The sequence below is a fragment of the Candidatus Neomarinimicrobiota bacterium genome, assembly GCA_022567655.1.
Lineage (GTDB): Bacteria > Fidelibacterota > SORT01 > SORT01 > SORT01 > JADFGO01.
Window position 1 is genome coordinate 1 of sequence record JADFGO010000039.1, and the last position, 18,315, is coordinate 18,315.

Sequence of the window (18,315 nt, forward strand, 5' to 3'; positions counted from 1 at the left end):
CTTCGGCAACGTCTATCGTCTGCCCGAATATTTCTTTACCATTCAGTCCGGCCATCGCCTTCTGACCGTCAGTTGAAGTCGACATCACCACGAACCCGAACCCCATCGAAATGCCGGATTCACTTTCCTTGATAATTTCGACCGAATCTACCCACCCGTGTTCTTCGAACACTTTGAGCAATTGATCTGCAGTAACCTCTTTGGAAAGATTTCCTACAAAAAGTTTCATAACTCTTAAAACCTGAATTCAGTGTTTACAACCAAAGCCAAACCAAATCGTTGAACAAACAATCCGATGAATATATTTATGACAGTCGTTTATTACAAACGGAAAATTACAGCTGCGTGAAATCCCTGGGATTAGTTCAACACCTGAAAAAGATTCAGGACTCTACCGGAAATTATCTTGACAAATCGGGATTGAATGACTAATATCCTGCTTTTCCGGGGGTGAACGTATTACAAATGCATAGAAAAGTAAATATCAATATTCAGCGGAGCAGCAACCTGTTTTTGTCAGATGATAATACGATAAAGCCGCTTTAAGGAGGCTAAATGCATAAACTTCAAAACATTCTTGACAATATAAACGCCTATATATGGGGAAGCCCGGAAATTCAGCCCTGGTTTACGATAGTGCTTCTGGTAGGCACAGGAGTATTTCTTACCATCAGATTGAAGTTGATCCAATTTACCCAGTTCAAGCATGCGCTCGATATTGTGAGGGGAAAATTTGACGATCCGGATGATGAAGGCGACGTTACACATTTTCAGGCATTATCTACCGCTCTATCCGCTACCATCGGCATCGGTAACATAGCGGGGGTTGCAACAGCGATCCATTGGGGTGGTCCGGGCGCTCTCTTCTGGATTTGGGTGACCGGATTTTTCGGTATGGCTACCAAATACGCCGAGATAGCTCTTTCTCATAAGTTCCGCAGGATAAACGAGGATGGGTCTGCCTCCGGCGGACCGATGTACACGATCCTACACGGCTTGGGACCCAAATTTAAGTGGATGGCAATCTTCTTTGCAGTCTTTCTGATTATCGGCTCTTTCAATACGCCCAACATGGTTCAGTCGAACACTGTTGCCTCCGCGGTCGAACGGGATTTCGGAATTCCTCCGTTTGTTTCGGGAGTTGTCCTCGCCGTCCTTGTCGCGATAGTGATTGTCGGAGGAATCAAAAGACTTGCAAAGGTTACGAGCAAATTAGTGCCGTTCATGACGGTCTTATATGCAATCGCTGCAATTTACATCCTATTCGTCAACGCAGAAGGCATTCCTGCCGCATTCAAGGCGGTTTTCGACGGTGCGTTCACTCCGCAGGGTAAAATGGGCGGATTTTTCGGTTCCGCCTGGGTGATGACCCTGGTCTGGGGAGTAAAACGAGGTTTGTTTTCCAATGAAGCGGGACAAGGCTCCGCGCCTATCGCCCATGCGGCCGCAAAGACCAAAGAAGCCGTACGCGAAGGAATAATCGGTTTGATGGGACCTTTTCTCGATACTCTAACCATCTGCACAATGACCGGACTGGTCATTATCACCACAGGAGTCTGGCAGGAAAAATACGAGAACCGCATTTCAGGCGCAAACCTCGCTGAAGTCACATTCTATGTGGGTTCTCCGGACAATGTCGATCTGTTTAATTTAAAGGATCAGGAACCGAAATCGGGTACGCTTGAAGTCCAAAACGGCGTTATTCAGGAAAATGTATGGTTATTCCGTGAAATGGGAGACATCGGAGTGCCCAAAATTCTCAAACTTTCCGGATTAGAAGGAAATGAGACCGCTTTCACAGGTTCGATAAAAATGACCGATAATGGGAATATCGATTTAACAGCTCAGGAAGAACAGCTAGCCATAACGGGGACTATGTTGCTTACGGGCGCAAATTTGACCGCTCAAGCGTTCAGTCACGGTCTCCCGGGAAACTGGGGCAACTACTTTGTTACCATTGCGGTAATTTTATTCGCCTTTTCCACCTCTATCGCCTGGAGCTACTATGGTGACAGAGGAGTGGAGTTCCTCGTCGGACGAAAAGGAATTATGCCGTACCGGATAGTTTTTTCCATTGCCGTTTTTGTCGGTGCGAATCTCACGATCAATATGGCCTGGACTTTCGGCGATATCGCGCTCGGGTTTATGGTGGTTCCTAACCTGATAGCTATCTTGCTGCTTTCTCCGCTTCTCGTCAAGATGACGAAAGAATATGCCGACAAATATCAAAGTGGAAACAAAGAAATTTCCGAATAAGTATTTTTTGGGTGTATATTGAGTCTTGAGCATCTTGAAATAGCTCGATTAGCCGCTCAAGAGGGGGGAACAGTCCTTATGAAGCGTCTCGGAAATGCCGGAAGAATTGATTTCAAGGGTAAGATCGATCTCGTTTCGGAAGCCGACCGGGAATCTGATGAGGCTATACTGAATTTGCTGTCGAAATTAGCTCCAGATATTCATATAACCTCAGAGGAGAAAGTAGAATCACACGGCAGAAAGCCCGAACGTTGGATCGTTGACCCGCTTGACGGGACTACGAATTTCGCTCATTCGCTTCCCGGATTCAGTGTATCGATAGCGTATGAAAGCGAAGGAACTATTGAAGCCGGAGTAGTATTCGACCCATATCACAGGGAGGAATTCAGCGCCGCCGCCGGAACAGGCGCAAAATTGAACGGAGAAAAAATATCGGTCTCAAAAGTGGACAAATTGAGTAACGCGCTTGCAGCAACCGGATTTCCCTATGAATCTGAAGGGATATTCGAACTGGTCATAGAAACGGTCAGAGAGATGCTGTCGAGTTCTCAGGGGCTGCGGCGACTTGGTTCCGCCGCCCTCGATATCTGTTACACAGCTCTCGGGAGGTTTGACCTGTTTTATGAATTCCGATTGCGGCCGTGGGACATAGCGGCGGGGAGCATAATACTCAAGGAGGCGGGAGGTGAAATAAGCTCGCCTTTCGGAAGCGCTTTCGACGTCGAATCAGGTGATATTCTCGTTACGAACGGCTTAATACATCAGGAGACGATAGCTGCGCTCGAAAGGGCGAGGGACAGAGCGGAAAAATTATGAGAATCGGAATCATTTCAAAAGGGAGCAGAATTTATTCGACCAAAAGAATAAGAGACACTGCGAGAAAACGGGGTCACCAGGTTCTCGTTTTCAATCCATTAAAATGTCAGCTAAACCTGATGAGTTATCAGCATTCGATATATTATTCGGGACGCAAGGTGAAACCCCCGGATGTAATTATTCCCCGAATCGGCACTACCCTAACCAACTATGGGATATCAGTGGTAAGACATTTCGAAATCCTCGGCTCGCGCGTCATCAATGATGCGGATTCGATAAGCAGGTCTCGTGACAAGATGCGGGCGTTGCAAATTTTAGCAAGCAAAGGAATTCATATCCCTAAAACCGTGATGGCTCGAAACCCGAATCAGCTTGTCAGGGCTCTTCAGCTGACCGACGGTCCTCCGATAATTCTGAAGCTTATCGAGGGTACCCAGGGAATAGGCGTCATACTATCAGAAACAAGGCAGTCTTTCGAATCGACTCTTGATACGCTCTGGAACTTAGGGCAGGATATTCTGATACAGCAGTTTGTGTCTGAATCGCGCGGGAAAGACATTCGTGCGTTTGTTGTCGGAGACAGAGTGGTTGCGGCGATGAAGCGCGAAGCCGCCGCGGAGGAGTTCAGGTCGAACATCCATCGCGGGGGTACCGGAACGGCGGTCAAACTTACGTCAGTTCAGGAAGAGACCGCACTGAAAGCGGCGAAAGTTCTCGGACTTGAAATAGCGGGTGTCGATTTTTTTGATATACCCGGTGAACCGATTGTCATCGAGCTGAACTCCTCGCCGAGCTTACGGGGAATTGAAAAAGCCACCGGCGTAGACGTAGCCGAAGAGATCATTAAATACGCCGAACAAACGGCAGCTAATTAGATACATCTCTAAACTTTACTCTCCACTCTACCCTGAGACTGCTCTTTTACCCCCCTCTTGAGAGGGGTGGATTCTAACCTCGTAAGAGGTTAGAAGACGGGGTGTGTAACCCCTACGGACAATTCCCCGTTATTGCGAAGAAGCGGATCCCGCTTGACATCAGGCTGGCAGCCCGGGTGCGAGTCATCCGTCAGCTGACGGACTGACCGCCAAACCGTGCCCTAACGGCGTCAGGACAAGCGTTAGTCCCGCCAACGGCGGTGGTCCTGACTGCCACTGGATGCTTTTACGGGCGGTTAAACAATGATTAACTACTAAAGATTTTCCTTAAGGAATTTCTCTAAATCACCCGGTTTAAATTCACCGCCTACATACCAGACGTTCTGAAGATCACCATCCTTGATCAAAAAGCTGAAGGGTGTCCCCCACTTCCGTGTGTCACCAAGCGATTTTCTTAACCGGTAATGGTCGGTAAGGAACCGGATATCCTCGTCCTCTTTGGTACGGGTACCGAGAGTCATCGTGAAAGGAGGGAAATTTGTCAGCAAAAATGCCTCGAGATGTTCCGGATCGGAATACTCCATTACGGCAAATACGTCGAATCCCCTATCTTTATATTTCAGATAGTTCCTTTCTATATTCGGATATTCAAACTCGGTGTTTTCGCAGTCCGCTCTCATAAATGTGAGGAGAACTATCTTCTTCCCTTTCAAGAACTTATAAAAATCCTGTATTTTGCCGGACGTGTCCTGTAATACAAAATTTGGCAACTTTTGTATTGACGAATAATTGCCCGTAGTTTTTTTAACGACGTAGTCCTCGATCTTCGACAGGTCTATCTTTTCTAAATCAGTGTATTCATGCTCCTGGGTTAGACCGGGCGAAGCCATGAGCAGCATAACAATTAGTATTGGCAGTGTTCTATTCATATTAAACTCCTTTCCATAAGTTTTGGTATCGCTGACTCATATTCAGATCTCAATTCAGTTACCGGTATGTCAATAAGCGAGTTTATTTTCAAATTCCGTCCAGTCACCCTGCCGAGCGCCTCGCAGGTTACCCCATGCTTTGCTCCGATCCTTTTCACCTTCATCAAATCACTCTCCGCGATGCTGACGATAATCGCCGATTGGGTTTCCCCAAAAAGCAATTCATCGTCCCTGACCTTTCTATTCAGTACGATATTTACGCCAAAGTTGTTTCTACCCAACAGACAACATTCGGCAAGCGCAACAGACAGACCGCCGTCGGAAATATCATGGGCGGATTTGATGATCCCTTCTTTTATTCCAAAAAGCACCGCCTGCTGAACGTTCTTTTCGTACTCAAGGTCGATATCGGGTGCGTCTCCTTCTACTCTGCCATGGATAGCGCTCAAGTATTCCGATCCGCCTATACATCCTTCAAGACTTCCGATAAGCATTACAAAATCGCCTTCATCGACGAATCCGGCTCCGCGTATATGGCTTAGATCTTCTATAAGTCCGAGCATTCCTATCACAGGTGTGGGATATACGGCTGAATCGGGATTCTCGTTGTAAAAGCTGACGTTTCCCCCCGTAACCGGAGTGTTCAGAGCGACACATGCCTCCCCGATTCCAGCCACCACCTCCTTAAACGTCCAGAACACTTCGGGATCCTCCGGGTTTCCGAAGTTCAGGCAGTTGGTAATAGCAATCGGTTTCGCTCCCGTGCAGACCACATTTCTCGCTGATTCGGCAACAGCTATAATTCCGCCCTTCCGCGGGTTAACGTAAGCGTACCTCCCATTGCCGTCAGTTTTCAGGGCGATCGCTTTGTTAGGGGACTCTTTGATTCGCACTACAGCGGCATCGGCTATTCCGGGTCCGGTTACCGTGTTAGTTTGAACCGTACTGTCATATTGCCGATAAATCCATCTCTTACTTGCAATATTGGGTGACGTCAAAAGATTGAAGAAGGTCGCTTCGAGATCATCCGGCACAGGAACGCTGTCGACCTTGAACTCCATTATCTTCTGAAGATATTCAGGTTGTTTACTTTCACGGCTGTAGACCGGAGCTCCTCCACCAAGCACTAATGATTCGGCAGGAACGACAGCATTACTCTTTCCGTTCATCTTGAACTTAAGTTCGGGCTCAGGTGATACCTCACCGATTTTAACGCAATTCAAGCCCCATTTTTCAGCTATTTTCAGCACCTCCCCGTCTTTTCCTTTTCTGACGACGAGAAGCATTCTTTCCTGCGATTCAGAGAGTAAAATTTCATAGGGAATCATTCCCCGTTCGCGAAGGGGCACCTTTGTGAGGTCTATTTCCATCCCCACATTCCCTTTTTCCGACATCTCCGAAGTGGAACAGATTATCCCGGCGGCGCCCATATCCTGCATACCCACAAGTAGTTTTTTCTGCGCCAGTTCGAGCGACGCTTCTAACAGAAGCTTTTCCGTGAACGGATCTCCTACCTGTACGGCAGGCCTTTTCTCTTCCGACTTCTCCGATAGTTCCACCGACGCAAAAGTAGCGCCGTGAATCCCGTCGCGTCCTGTAGAGGAACCGAGGAGCATCACGCTGTTTTTCTCGCCCTTGGCTATTGCGCGGACAGTGTCTCTATGCCTCACGACTCCGACTGTCATTGCGTTTACGAGCGGATTTCCTTCATAGCAAGGATCAAAATAAATCTCTCCGGCAACGGTCGGAACTCCCATACAGTTTCCATAGTCACCAATACCCCGGACGACGCCATCGAGCAGGTATCTGTTCCGTGGGTTTTCCAATGATCCGAACCTCAATGAGTTGAGTGACGCCACAGGTCTGGCGCCCATACTGAAGATGTCTCTCAGGATTCCCCCTACACCTGTTGCCGCGCCCTGATACGGCTCAATTGCCGAAGGATGATTGTGACTTTCGATCTTGAATGCTATGGCGATCCCATCGCCGATATCCACCAACCCCGCGTTCTCCTCTCCCGCGCCTGCGAGAATATGCTCTCCTTCCTTCGGTAATTTTTTCAGCTCTGTTATCGATGATTTATACGAACAGTGTTCACTCCACATAACCGAGTATATCCCCAACTCGGTGAAATTCGGAGTTCGCCCGAGAATATTTTTAACTCTTTCAAACTCGTCTTCGGTGAACCCGTGTTCACGGACGACATCGGGTGTTACTTCAATTTCTTTCAATTCTCTTTATTCTACTCAGTTAAGCGTCATTATGTTGCCGTCGGCGTCAATCTCAATTTTCAACTCAACCTTATCCACAAAATATTTTTTTGATGAGTATGTCGCCTTCGCTTCTAATAATATTTTATACTCACCCGGAGGTACTTTTTGGTCAATCGGATATTCCTTTTTTCGTTTGTAACCGTCTACATTCTTGTAAATTTGTTCGAACTTCCCCGGCATCATGTTCCACTTGAAAGTAACTTTACCCGGACCGTATTTTTTGCCGGTTCTGTTTAATCTTCTGACAAAATTCCCCTCTGAATCAAATATATCGATCTTGAGATACGACCTTTCAGTGACACTGCCGGTGATGAACACTCCTCCCATCAATTTCTCTACTTTCACGCCCTGCAGTTCTGTACCGATCAAATAATATTGCACGGTCGCTTTTTCTGCTATAATCACCTGTCCGAGTCTGCGCCAGATAGCAATCCCTCTCGGTTCTATAAACTCGTTTTTATCTTTTCCCTTTCCTCCGAAAGTTGTCAGGTGAGAAAGAGCAGAAGTGAATTTATGTATGACATGATTTGATTTATCCGTTACGTAAATGTTGTTGTAGAAGTCGAGCGCTGCATACGCAAATTCGGCTCCGGGGTAACCGAAATCCTCCCCGCTAATCTTCTTGAGGAGCGCTCCATCGCTCGATACCTTTAAGAGCTCCTTACCTCCATCGTTTAAAATAACCGCAAATCCGACCTTTTGGTACGACCACCTCTCAAGGGGGTCAGTAACCACTATCGAGACCGGGTTGTTCAATGATATATTGTTTTCCCCGCCCCACACGTTCAACAGCATTCCTTCTGATGAGAATATTTGAATACGGTTGTTTCCGCTGTCAACGACATAAAAATTTCCCTGTGAGTCCATCGCTACGTCCAAGGGACTATTGAATTCTCCAGGGGCATCTCCTTTCTTCCCGAACGACCTCACGTATGACAAAATCCCTGTGTCTTTCAGCTCCACTATCCTGTCATTACCGGTATCAGCTACAAGTACCCTCCCCTCAGGATTAGCCGTGATACCGTGAGGCGCGTTCAATCGCTGTTCATCCGGGAGGTCAGCACCGTATATATCTATGGAGAGAAGAGAATTATTATAAATTATTGTGTTGTCCCCGCTGTTTACTCCGTATACGGTTATCTCATCGTCGTCTTTTGCTACGTCCGGGTCGTCGCGCGATATGAGCTTCACTGCCGCAATACCTTGAGGGTCTTTCACTCTCGCGCTCAGACCAGCGTACATCATGAGATGGTACTTTCCGACTTTTCTTACAGGAGCGTGTTTGAATTGCGGGTGTACGAGTGTGGACTGTTCTGATACTTTTTGACCGTAGGTGAACGAATTGAATATGAATAATATTAATGAAACTAATATTACTGATCTATTCATCCGGCGAGAATTTCCGATAGCTGTTTTTTAATCGATTCGGCGAGTTTTGTCGATATTCCGCGGACTGCTTTGATGTCCTCGATCTTAGCGTCCTTAATATCCATCACAGATTGAAACTCGGCAAGGAGTGCGTTTCTCTTGCTCGGACCTACTCCGGGAATATCGTCGAGCACTGAATGCAGGTTACGTTTTTTCCTGAGTTGCCGGTGGTAAGAGAGCGCAAACCTGTGTGCCTCATCCCGTATTTTTCTGAGAAGGATTAATCCCGGAGAAGATTTTGATATGTTTTGCGGTTCGCTCTGACCGGGTTTATATATCTCTTCCAACCGCTTTGCGAGTCCCACCACTTCGATGTCAAGGAGGTCGAGATTTTTTAATACTGAAAGTGCGGCGGACAGCTGACCCTTCCCCCCGTCGATCAGGATTAGGTCCGGGAGCGCCTTCTCTTCGTCCAAAACCCTGCGATACCTCCTTAACAGCACTTCTCTCATCATTGCAAAATCATCAGGTCCTTCTACAGATTTAATTTTGAATTTTCTGTATTCATTTTTTCTCGCAGTGCCGTTTATGAAGCACACCATCGACCCGACGGCGTCCTTCCCCTGGATGTTCGATATATCAAATGCTTCTATCCGGCGCGGTACGATCTCCATTCCAATGTCTTTCTTCAGCGCCGACAGGCTTTTCGTTACGTAATCAGCCCTTGCTTTTTTGTTCAATAGATGCTCTTTTAAGTGGAGTTCGGCGTTTTTTAATGCCATCCTGAGCAGATTTCGTTTCTTCCCGCGCATCGGAATAAAAAGCCTTACCGCCCCGCCTCTTTTTCGCTTAAGCCATATTTCAATCGCTTCACGTTCAGCCGGATACCGCTCGAGGTATACTTCGCCCGGTACATATTCCGAGTTCGTGTAGTATTGTCCTAAAAACTGATCAAATATTAATTCCGTATTTTCATCCTCAACTCCCTTCAAAAAAAAGTGCTCCTGACCAAGCAGCTTCCCCTCTCTTACTCTGAACACCACTCCACAGGCATCCTCATCTATCCTTGCCATGGCGATAAAATCTCTGTCAATCTCCTCGAAAGTTTCAACCTTCTGGGAATCCGCTCTCTTTTTCACGGCGAAAAGCTGGTCTCTGATCTTAGCGGCCTCCTCAAACTCTTCTTCAACCGCAGCGGTTTTCATCTTTTCCGTCAGGTAGCCTATCACGCTCGTAGTTTTTCCGTTCAGGTAATCCTCGACCTGGCGAAGCATCGAATTATAATCCGCTTGAGATACCAAACCCTCACAAGGACCTTCGCATTTATCGATGTGATAGTCGAGGCAGACCTTAACTTTTTTCGCTTTTATGAAGTCGTCATCGATATGATAGGAACATGATCTTATTGAAAAGACTTTTTTTACGATTTTTAAAGCGTCCCTTACCTTTTTCACATTCGTGAAAGGTCCGAGATATTTTGATCCGTCCCGGACCACCTTCCTTGTTAGAAAGACCTGTGGATACGGTTCGTTGGTTATCCTGATGTACGGGAAGCTCTTATCGTCCTTGAGTGTTATGTTGTATCGTGGCAGATGCTCTTTTATCAGGTTCGCTTCAAGAATCAAAGCCTCTACTTCGTTGTCCGTGACAATCCAATCAACGCTTTCAATTTTTTTCACCAAAAGAAGTGTTTTACCGTCTTTGGATCTGCCCTTCAGGAAATACGAACGAACCCTGTTTCCCAGTACCTTAGCCTTTCCGACGTATATTATCTCTCCCGCTGCATCCTTGAAAAGATAGCATCCGGGGGATTTGGGAACATCTGAAAGTTTGGGGTTCGATATGTCAATCGGCATTTTCAGTCTCACCTTCAGGCTTCGAATTCAATTCTATCAGTACTCCTCCAGTGCTCTTCGGATGAAGAAAAACGATACTCGTGCCTCCACTCCCTTTTTTGGGATTTCCGTCTATCAGCTCGAACCCTTTTTTCTGCAAGACGTCGATGGCGCTGTTGATATCTTCAACTTGAAAGCAGATGTGGTGCAGTCCGCTCCCTCTTTTTTCAAGAAATTCACTTACGGGACTATTATGTGATACGGGTTCCACCAACTCCAATGAGACGCCGGCTAATCTGTAAACAGCGGTGTTGACCATCTCATCAGGAACGTGTTCCAGCTCCGGTTCAGCTTCAAGCAGGTCGTTGAAAAGTTTCACCGACTCATCCAGGGAATTAACGGCGATGGCGATATGATCTATTTTTTTCATCTGATATCAGCTGAACGCATCTATTCCGGTAATATGTTTTCCAATTATCAAGGTGTGTATATCGTTCGTGCCTTCATAGGTATAGACTGATTCTAAATTAGCCATGTGCCGCATTGCCTGATACTCATCCGTGATTCCCGCAGCTCCTAAAATATCTCTCGTCATTCGCGCGGTTTCGAGAGCCATCTTGACGTTTTCTTTTTTTGCGAGCGAAACCTGTTCAGCCGTAACTTTGTTTTCGTCTTTAAGAGTTCCGATTCTGTGAGCTAACAGCTGTGCTTTGGTTATTCCGCTCAGCATTTTTACGAGCTTTCGCTGAACGAGTTGAAACGAGGCTAATGGTTTACCGAATTGGATCCTTTCCGCAGAGTAATTCACCGCCTCGTCATAACAGGCCATTGCGCTTCCAATCGCTCCCCATGCAATCCCGTATCTTGCTTGAGTCAGGCAGGAGAGTGGAGATTTGATTCCGCTGCTTCCCGGCAGAACGTTATCTTTCGGAATCCTGCATTCCTCAAATACGAGTTCAGCAGTGTCCGACGCTCTAAGAGAGAGCTTACCCTTGATTTCGTTCGTTGAAAAACCGCCGGTATCCCTTTCGACGAGAAATCCTTTAATCTCTTCATCGGTTTTGGCCCACACGACTGCCACGTCCGCTATCGAACCGTTTGTTATCCACATCTTTGAGCCGTTGAGAACCCATTCATTTCCATCAAGCTTAGCTGTGGTGGTCATCCCCATAGGGTCTGAACCATGGTCGGGTTCTGTCAATCCGAAGCAGCCTACCGCCTTTCCCTGAGCCATAAGCGGCAGCCACTTCTTCTTTTGTTCTTCGCTTCCAAAACTGAATATCGGCCACATTACAAGCGATCCCTGTACACTGACGAAGCTCCTGATTCCGGAATCACCCCGTTCCAACTCCCGGCATACCAAACCGTAAACGATGTTGTTGGAACCGGCACAACCATACTCTTGAGGCAGGTTGACTCCGAGAATTCCCAACTCCGCCATTGGTTTAATGAATTTTACAGGGAACTTTCCCTCACGGTGATAAACGGTAATTTCGGGTAATACCTTCTCACTCACGAACGAACGTACGGTGTCCCTGATCAGACGTTCTTCGTCGCTGAACAGGTCATCGACAGCATAGAAATCCACCCCTTTGTAAGCTTTCAAACAGTCCTCTTATCAATGTATTTACAGATCGGAATATACTAACAAAGCTGTGAACTTGCAATCGGTGGAAATTCGAATGAGTGTAGCTCTCACTTACGAAAAGATGCCATTACCTTCATAAGCGGCGGTCAGGGCCTGTCCGACTGATGCCAGGCGGGCAAGCCCTGACTCGCATAATGTCATTCTGAGAAACCATTAAAATGGTTACATATTTAGGATTCTTATTATCCCCTGACTTAAGTCAGGGGTCAGCTATACGCCGAATGTAGGTGAAAACCGTTTTAACGGTTTATTATAAGTACCTTCAACGCACACACAACCCTGCACAACTAATCTCAGGCGGGCCTGTCCGACTCCAGCCCGACATCGGTCTGGCGGGGATGCCAGGCGGCTGCCGGATGCACTCCATATTCAGCTCAATCGTAGGGGCGGGTCTGTGACCCGCCCGCCTAACATTAGTCGGGCAGGCCCGAATAATAAGGAGGGTTAATAACCCCCCCTACGAATCCCATCAAAGATGGGAGAAGAAAGTTCCCTCCTTACCAAGGAGGGGATTTAGGGGTGGTTTTAGGTACTCAGGCGGAGACAGCAGCGGCAAGGGCAGTTACGTTTCCGCTTCCTGCATCCCTCAATACTTTAATACATTCATTAACCGTGCTGCCCGTCGTAATAATATCATCAACTAATACGAGGTTTTTACCTTGCAGTATATCACCATTTTTTACTTCGAAAGCGCCCTCCACATTCTTTGCTCTTTTATCGATTGGCAGCAGTGATTGCTTTTGCGTGTATCTCTTTCTAAGGAGAATATTATCAATCACGTTTATTCCGGATGTTTGAGAAATTTTGCGAGCGAGCAAATCACTTTGATTGAACCCTCTCGATCTTTTCTTCACCTTATGGAGGGGTACCGGTATCACGAAGTCCGCTGTTCTTATCTTTTTGTCTTTTATCAGAAGATCCGCCATAGCCTGCCCGAGATGTTCAGCCAGATGCAGCTTTCCGAAATATTTCAGTTGATGAATAATTGTCCGCATCTGATTGGAATAAGGATAAACCGATAATATCCTGTTTTGTGAAATATAAGTTTCTGCCGTCTCGAAAGGTTCTAAGCGATTCCAGCAACTCTGACAGACCAACTTGTGCTTCCGCTCGAGTTCACCCTCGCACAGGATACAATAAGGAGGATAGACAAAATCCACAAGACTCAGCCATAAATCCCGAAAGGGAGAACGAATCTGATCGGCCGTTACATCGTTCGTGCTATTAGGGATAGAGCCCTCTCAGTTCAGCCGCTTTGGAAACGCGACTTATCCCAAGCATATTAGCCGCGATGCGCATAGGCGCTTTGTATTTCTCCTTGACTTCGATAACAGCGCCAAATGAATGGTCCATTATCTCGCGTAATCGCCTGTTTATCTCATCTTCAGTCCAAAAGAGATGTTGAACATTCTGTACCCATTCAAAGTACGAAACCGTCACGCCTCCTCCGTTGGCGAGTATATCCGGTATTATGAAAACACCATTCTCTTCAAGAATGTGATCCGCATCAGGTGTCGTCGGTCCGTTCGCTGCTTCAGCCACTATCTTCGCTTTTATTTCTGAGGCGTTTTTTTTCGTTATCACGTTTTCTAATGCAGCGGGGATCAATATATCGCAATCAATAGTGAGGAGATCTTCATTAGAAATTTCGTCTGAACCCGAATAACCGATCACAGATTCTGTTTTAGATTTATGTTCCAATACCTTATCCGGGTCTAATCCTGTCGGATCGAATATCCCCCCTTTAGAATCTGAAACTGCTATCACCTTGACACCGACTTCTTTTATTAATCTCGCGGCTATACTGCCGGCATTTCCATACCCCTGAACCGCGCAAGTTGCGTTAGAGAGATCTAAACCGATGTATTTTGCGGCGTTCTCAATTGAATAGACTGTACCCCGGGCAGTGGCGGATTCCCTGCCCAATGACCCGCCTATCTCCAGCGGTTTTCCGGTGACGACTCCCGGTACTGTATATCCTTTATTGACGCTGAAAGTATCCATCATCCAAGCCATAGTCTGGGCGTTTGTAGAAACGTCGGGCGCCGGAATATCCTTCTCAGGACCGATAATAGGCATGATCTCGCTGACATATCTACGCGTCAACCTCTCCAATTCTCTTTCAGACATTTTTTTAGGGTCGCATGTAATACCTCCTTTACCGCCGCCGTAAGGAATGCCGGCAACAGCGCATTTCCATGTCATCAAGGTTGCTAAAGCCTTTATCTCATCGAGTGTAACGTCGGGATGGTACCTGACTCCTCCCTTTGCCGGACCCATCATGGTGCTGTGCTGAACTCTGAATCCTTCAAATCGTATTATGCTGTCGTTATCCAATCGGACGGGAACGGAAACGATCAGAGACCTTTGAGGATGCTTGATCCTGTTCCTCATATTTTCGGTAAGACCCAATTTCTCCGCAGCCGTATCAAAATTTTGCATCGCCATGTCAAACGAATTATTGTTATTTTCCATTTACATCTCCTTATTCGGCTTAATATATTTAGTTAAGAATTATCTGCTGTTAGGTGGGTTAAAGTTTGTTCTCGAATCAAACAACTTTGCCGCTCCGATAATCGTATTTAATTCCCCGTTCTCCGCTTTTCTTATTTTCAAATTCTGAGCGGGCAGTTCGCTCACTCCGGACAGTAATGATTTCTTAAGCGGTTCGATAAACAGATCATACGAATTTGCTATAGAACCCCCGATAACTATCATTTCGGGATCAATAAGATTTACAACATGAGACAGAGCGTTCCCTATATGCCTGCCGAATTCGGCAAATGCCTGCATGGCTTCAGGTGCGCCGCCCCGCGCCGTTTCTTCTATCTCAAACGGTCTTTTGCTGTTTCCGGATATTTTTTTGTATATCGACTTGAGTCCTCTCCCGCTGACATAATCCTCGAACTCTCCTTCGAGGTAGTGTGAAATTCCGTATTCGGCAGCTGTTCCGGTTGCGCCCTCATATAACCTGCCGTCTATTATCATACCGCAGCCAAATCCGGTTCCGAGCGTAATACCGAACACGTTTATACAACCTTTTGCGGCGCCGGCTATCTGCTGACCAAGTACAAAACAGTTTGCGTCGTTACCGAGAACGACTTCCATGGAGAGCTTCTCTTTCATCCGTTTCAGGAGAGGAAAATCTCTCAGATAAGTCATATTTAGAGTGTGTAGAATCACACCGGATTTGATGTCTATGGGACCGGGGCATCCCATCCCGACTCCTATGATTTCTTCTCGGGCGACTTGCTGTGAACTCATGAGGTCGTTAACGGATATTGCAATAGAGTCTATTAAGTCGTCTGCGTCATTGATCTCGTCGACCGAGACGCGAATCGAGTCACCGATGAGTTCTGAATTCAGGCTTACGAGCCCTAACCTGTATTTGGACCCTCCGAGGTCAATGCCTATTCTCATCCCTTCTCTCGAATTCCCCGACATCAACCCTATACCTTACCGTAAGATCCCTTAATTAAAAATCTCAGCGTCCGATGTCGGCGCCTTGCTGAAAGCCGGATACCTGGATCCATCTAGTCCAATTGTAGTCATGCAGTTCATTTCTTGCGTTTGAATGTACAAGTTCAAATTCGGAGAAACCTTGCTTGTCCACAAATACAAATTCGACTCCACCCTCTAAGTCAAAATATCTCCATACCTCATATGGTCTGGAGTTCATACCGTGCGGTTCTCTTTCAATTTCATCGGGTCTGCCATACGTAAGAAGTATTCTCCCTCTGTCCGTTTTCCACCCCGGTCTTAACCCTGACCACTTCTGAATTGCGATTGATGCCCTTTCAATAAATATTTCGCGGCTGATTACTCCCTCCCGGGCATTCCAGAAAGTCGCCATAACTTTACGCTTTCCGGCTTCATCTGATTTCTTGAATAAGTTTTTTTCAGCTTTTGTTCCGAGAATCTTCATCATATTCCATTCTTCGTCCAGCTCTTCGAGCGTCATCTCAGCATATATGCCTTCCAGCATGCCGTACATCCCGGAAGGAAAATGTTCGTCAAAATCAGTTACAGCCTGCACATCACCAGGTTTGTAAACAAAAAATTTCTTGCTCCGCGTTGCGATTATACCGGTAGCCAGGTCGGTGACTTTAATTCTAAAATAGTAACCCCTGCTCTGAAGTGAGACAACACTAAGACCTCCCATCTCAATACTTGAGGACCCGGGTTTCTCATACACTTTAGGACTTGGATTAATAATCTCTACACCGTTTAGATCTGTAATGCTGTATTCTACCTGATAATTGTTGGACTCTTCCTCACCATTCTCTGAAAAGTTGTATATCTCACAATATAAGTATAGAACGGGAATCTCGATTCCGTATATCAAAGCGGCATTCGGAACAATGTCTCTTGCGTATTTGGTGAATATTCCACTTTTATCGGTCTCTGTAATCGCCGTGGCAAACTCCAAATCACTGATCACGAGCTCGTTTTTACCGAAAGAATTGATAACGATGTTAAGATTCCTTACTCCCGTAATGTTTGTGTTTAGGTCTTTAAAGGTAACAACAAGATCATACGCTCCCGGCTGTACGTTGAAGGCTGTAAAATCCGGTAATAGCTGCGTAGATAAAACAGTGCCCGAATCGTCCGTCCTATCCACTCTTTCCCATGAATCGCCGGCTATTAGTGAATCGTTACTTATCAGTTGCACATCTATTGAATGTTTAGATGCGTATTTGCCGTTTACCTCGACAAAATCGAATTCCGCCCTTGATACGAGAAGGTAGATCTCAAGGTTGAGCGTTCCTTCTGCACCCCTGAATGATGCATAATCGACATCGAAGGAGATCTGCTCCTTAGAATAATCAGAAACCTGTCCGCTGATATTTTCATGCAGAAACGAGACAAATAGTACCGCAGCGGCTATGGAGAGTGCTCTTTTCAATTTATAACCGTTAAATTCTAATTTAACTTTGCCGATACTACCTTAGATACGCCAACCTCTTCCATAGTAACTCCATAAAGAGTTCCGGCTGATTTCATAGTGTCTTTGTTATGGGTCACAACAATAAACTGTGTATCTTCAGCAAACTTTTCAAGTACTGAACTAAAGCGCCTGATATTTGCATCATCTAACGGCGCATCAATCTCATCTAATATACAAAACGGACTCGGTTTAACCAAGTATATGGCAAATAAAAGTGCAATAGCGGTTAATGCTTTTTCGCCTCCGGACAGCTGCTTGAGCGCTTGATTTCTTTTTCCGGGGGGTCTTGCGGTGATCTCTATCGTCGCTTCAAGCGGGTCCTCGTCTTCCTTTAAAATGAGGTCCGCCTCGCCACCTTCAAAATACATCGAGAACGTCCTCTGAAAATTCTCTCTAATCTTATCAAACGCGTCCATAAACTTTTTTCTGGCGCTATCGTCAATCTGTTTCATTGTGGTCATCAGCGATTTTTCTGCCGCCGTAAGATCGTCCCTCTGTTTTATCAAAAAATCGAGCCGTTCTGATTCGCTGTTGAATTCATCCTCAACAGCCATATTTACGGGACCCATATTTTCAATTCTATTTTTCAGCCTCTCCAAATTTTCAATCTCATTGGCTTCGTTTATCGGTTCTCCTTCCGGCGGAGTCGAAATATCCGTATTGTATGACAGCGTAATGTTATTGAATATTCTTTCCGATTCCATTTTAAGTTCGGTGAGTCGTAATTCCATTTCATTGGTCGATTCGGCAACGAGATCTTTCTGTTTCCGCTTCTCCCTGAGCTCTTTGTCTATTTCAGCTTTTTCAGCTCTGAATTCCTCTTTTCTCATGTTGAAACTGTCTCGTTTGCTTAAGAGGCTCTCCCTTTCCTGCTCTAATTCGCTGATCTTCCCGCTTGATTCTTCATCTTCCTTTTGCAGGGATTCTATATGATGACCTGAACGAGCTATCTCTTCCATAGAATCTTGAATACGGGATTTTGTTTCATTCCGGGTTTCTTCAATCCCGGATAATCTGAAATTCAGCGCCTCAAGATTCCTTTCATCAGCCACAAAAGATATCGTAGCTTCCTGATGATCCCTGGATGCGTTGTCTTTTGCATCAGATGCCTGCTCCACCTCTGCCATCACTTCTTCATATCTCTTGAGAAATCCCGATTGGCGTTCTTCGAGCGAATCTATCCCGGTTTGTTTGTTTGTTATCGAATCTCTCATTTTTTTGATATTCTCTTCGTCGGATCCATCATCTTCCATCTGCTTCAATCTTTCGTTCACCCTCTTGATCTCAGAATCAATCCCCTTTATAGACCCGGCAAGTCCGGCATCACCCGAGAGAATTTCTCTTTCCCTCAATAACAGTGAATCGAT

The 18,315-nt window shown here is 46.1% G+C and carries 15 protein-coding genes; 3 read left to right on the forward strand and 12 right to left on the reverse strand.

Annotated features, from left to right (window positions below; genetic code table 11):
• Positions 1 to 229: RNA-binding protein (locus IID12_05575; protein ID MCH8288557.1), on the reverse strand; the 229-nt coding region annotated here is incomplete at its 3' end.
• A gap of 326 nt (positions 230 to 555) precedes the next feature.
• On the opposite strand from IID12_05575, the gene IID12_05580 reads away from it, so the two are divergent.
• The 3 genes from IID12_05580 to IID12_05590 are packed head-to-tail and all read left to right on the forward strand — an operon-like array spanning position 556 to position 3,947.
• Positions 556 to 2,256, forward strand: a complete 1,701-nt coding sequence (locus IID12_05580) for a sodium:alanine symporter family protein (GenBank protein ID MCH8288558.1) — start codon at positions 556 to 558, stop codon at positions 2,254 to 2,256.
• Positions 2,257 to 2,274: 18 nt separating this feature from the next.
• A complete protein-coding gene (locus tag IID12_05585; protein MCH8288559.1) occupies positions 2,275 to 3,072 on the forward strand; it encodes an inositol monophosphatase in 798 nt (265 codons plus the stop codon).
• On the forward strand, positions 3,069 to 3,947 hold the full coding sequence (locus IID12_05590; GenBank protein MCH8288560.1) for a RimK family alpha-L-glutamate ligase: 879 nt from the start codon (positions 3,069 to 3,071) through the stop codon (positions 3,945 to 3,947). Before IID12_05585 ends, IID12_05590 begins: the two co-directional genes overlap by 4 nt.
• Positions 3,948 to 4,261: 314 nt before the next feature.
• Here the strand turns inward: IID12_05590 and IID12_05595 are convergent, their stop codons facing one another.
• The 11 genes from IID12_05595 to IID12_05645 all read right to left on the reverse strand — a co-directional run.
• Positions 4,262 to 4,876, reverse strand: coding sequence for a redoxin domain-containing protein (locus IID12_05595; GenBank protein MCH8288561.1), 615 nt, complete (start codon positions 4,874 to 4,876; stop codon positions 4,262 to 4,264).
• Entirely contained in the window at positions 4,873 to 7,107 is a 2,235-nt protein-coding gene (purL, locus tag IID12_05600) for a phosphoribosylformylglycinamidine synthase subunit PurL (protein MCH8288562.1), read from the reverse strand. Before purL ends, IID12_05595 begins: the two co-directional genes overlap by 4 nt.
• Before the next feature lie 15 nt (positions 7,108 to 7,122).
• Positions 7,123 to 8,538 (reverse strand): hypothetical protein, encoded by a 1,416-nt coding sequence (locus tag IID12_05605; GenBank protein ID MCH8288563.1) that lies wholly within the window; start codon positions 8,536 to 8,538, stop codon positions 7,123 to 7,125.
• Positions 8,535 to 10,373, reverse strand: a complete 1,839-nt coding sequence (locus tag IID12_05610) for an excinuclease ABC subunit C (GenBank protein MCH8288564.1) — start codon at positions 10,371 to 10,373, stop codon at positions 8,535 to 8,537. Before IID12_05610 ends, IID12_05605 begins: the two co-directional genes overlap by 4 nt.
• Entirely contained in the window at positions 10,363 to 10,782 is a 420-nt protein-coding gene (gene mce / locus IID12_05615) for a methylmalonyl-CoA epimerase (protein ID MCH8288565.1), read from the reverse strand. Before mce ends, IID12_05610 begins: the two co-directional genes overlap by 11 nt.
• A 6-nt stretch (positions 10,783 to 10,788) precedes the next feature.
• Positions 10,789 to 11,958 carry an acyl-CoA dehydrogenase family protein gene (locus tag IID12_05620; GenBank protein ID MCH8288566.1) on the reverse strand — a complete coding sequence of 390 codons (1,170 nt, stop codon included), beginning with the start codon at positions 11,956 to 11,958 and terminating at the stop codon, positions 10,789 to 10,791.
• Between the two features lie 575 nt (positions 11,959 to 12,533).
• Positions 12,534 to 13,097 carry a ComF family protein gene (locus IID12_05625; GenBank protein MCH8288567.1) on the reverse strand — a complete coding sequence of 188 codons (564 nt, stop codon included), beginning with the start codon at positions 13,095 to 13,097 and terminating at the stop codon, positions 12,534 to 12,536.
• A 127-nt stretch (positions 13,098 to 13,224) separates the two neighbouring features.
• Positions 13,225 to 14,475 carry a Glu/Leu/Phe/Val dehydrogenase gene (locus IID12_05630; GenBank protein ID MCH8288568.1) on the reverse strand — a complete coding sequence of 417 codons (1,251 nt, stop codon included), beginning with the start codon at positions 14,473 to 14,475 and terminating at the stop codon, positions 13,225 to 13,227.
• Between the two features lie 39 nt (positions 14,476 to 14,514).
• Entirely contained in the window at positions 14,515 to 15,444 is a 930-nt protein-coding gene (locus IID12_05635) for an ROK family protein (protein MCH8288569.1), read from the reverse strand.
• Positions 15,445 to 15,484: 40 nt separating this feature from the next.
• The gene (locus IID12_05640) at positions 15,485 to 16,906 is read right to left on the reverse strand and encodes a GWxTD domain-containing protein (GenBank protein ID MCH8288570.1); all 1,422 of its coding nucleotides are present in this window, start codon (positions 16,904 to 16,906) and stop codon (positions 15,485 to 15,487) included.
• 17 nt (positions 16,907 to 16,923) lie between these two features.
• On the reverse strand, positions 16,924 to 18,315 hold a 1,392-nt coding region (locus IID12_05645), incomplete at its 5' end, for a hypothetical protein (protein MCH8288571.1).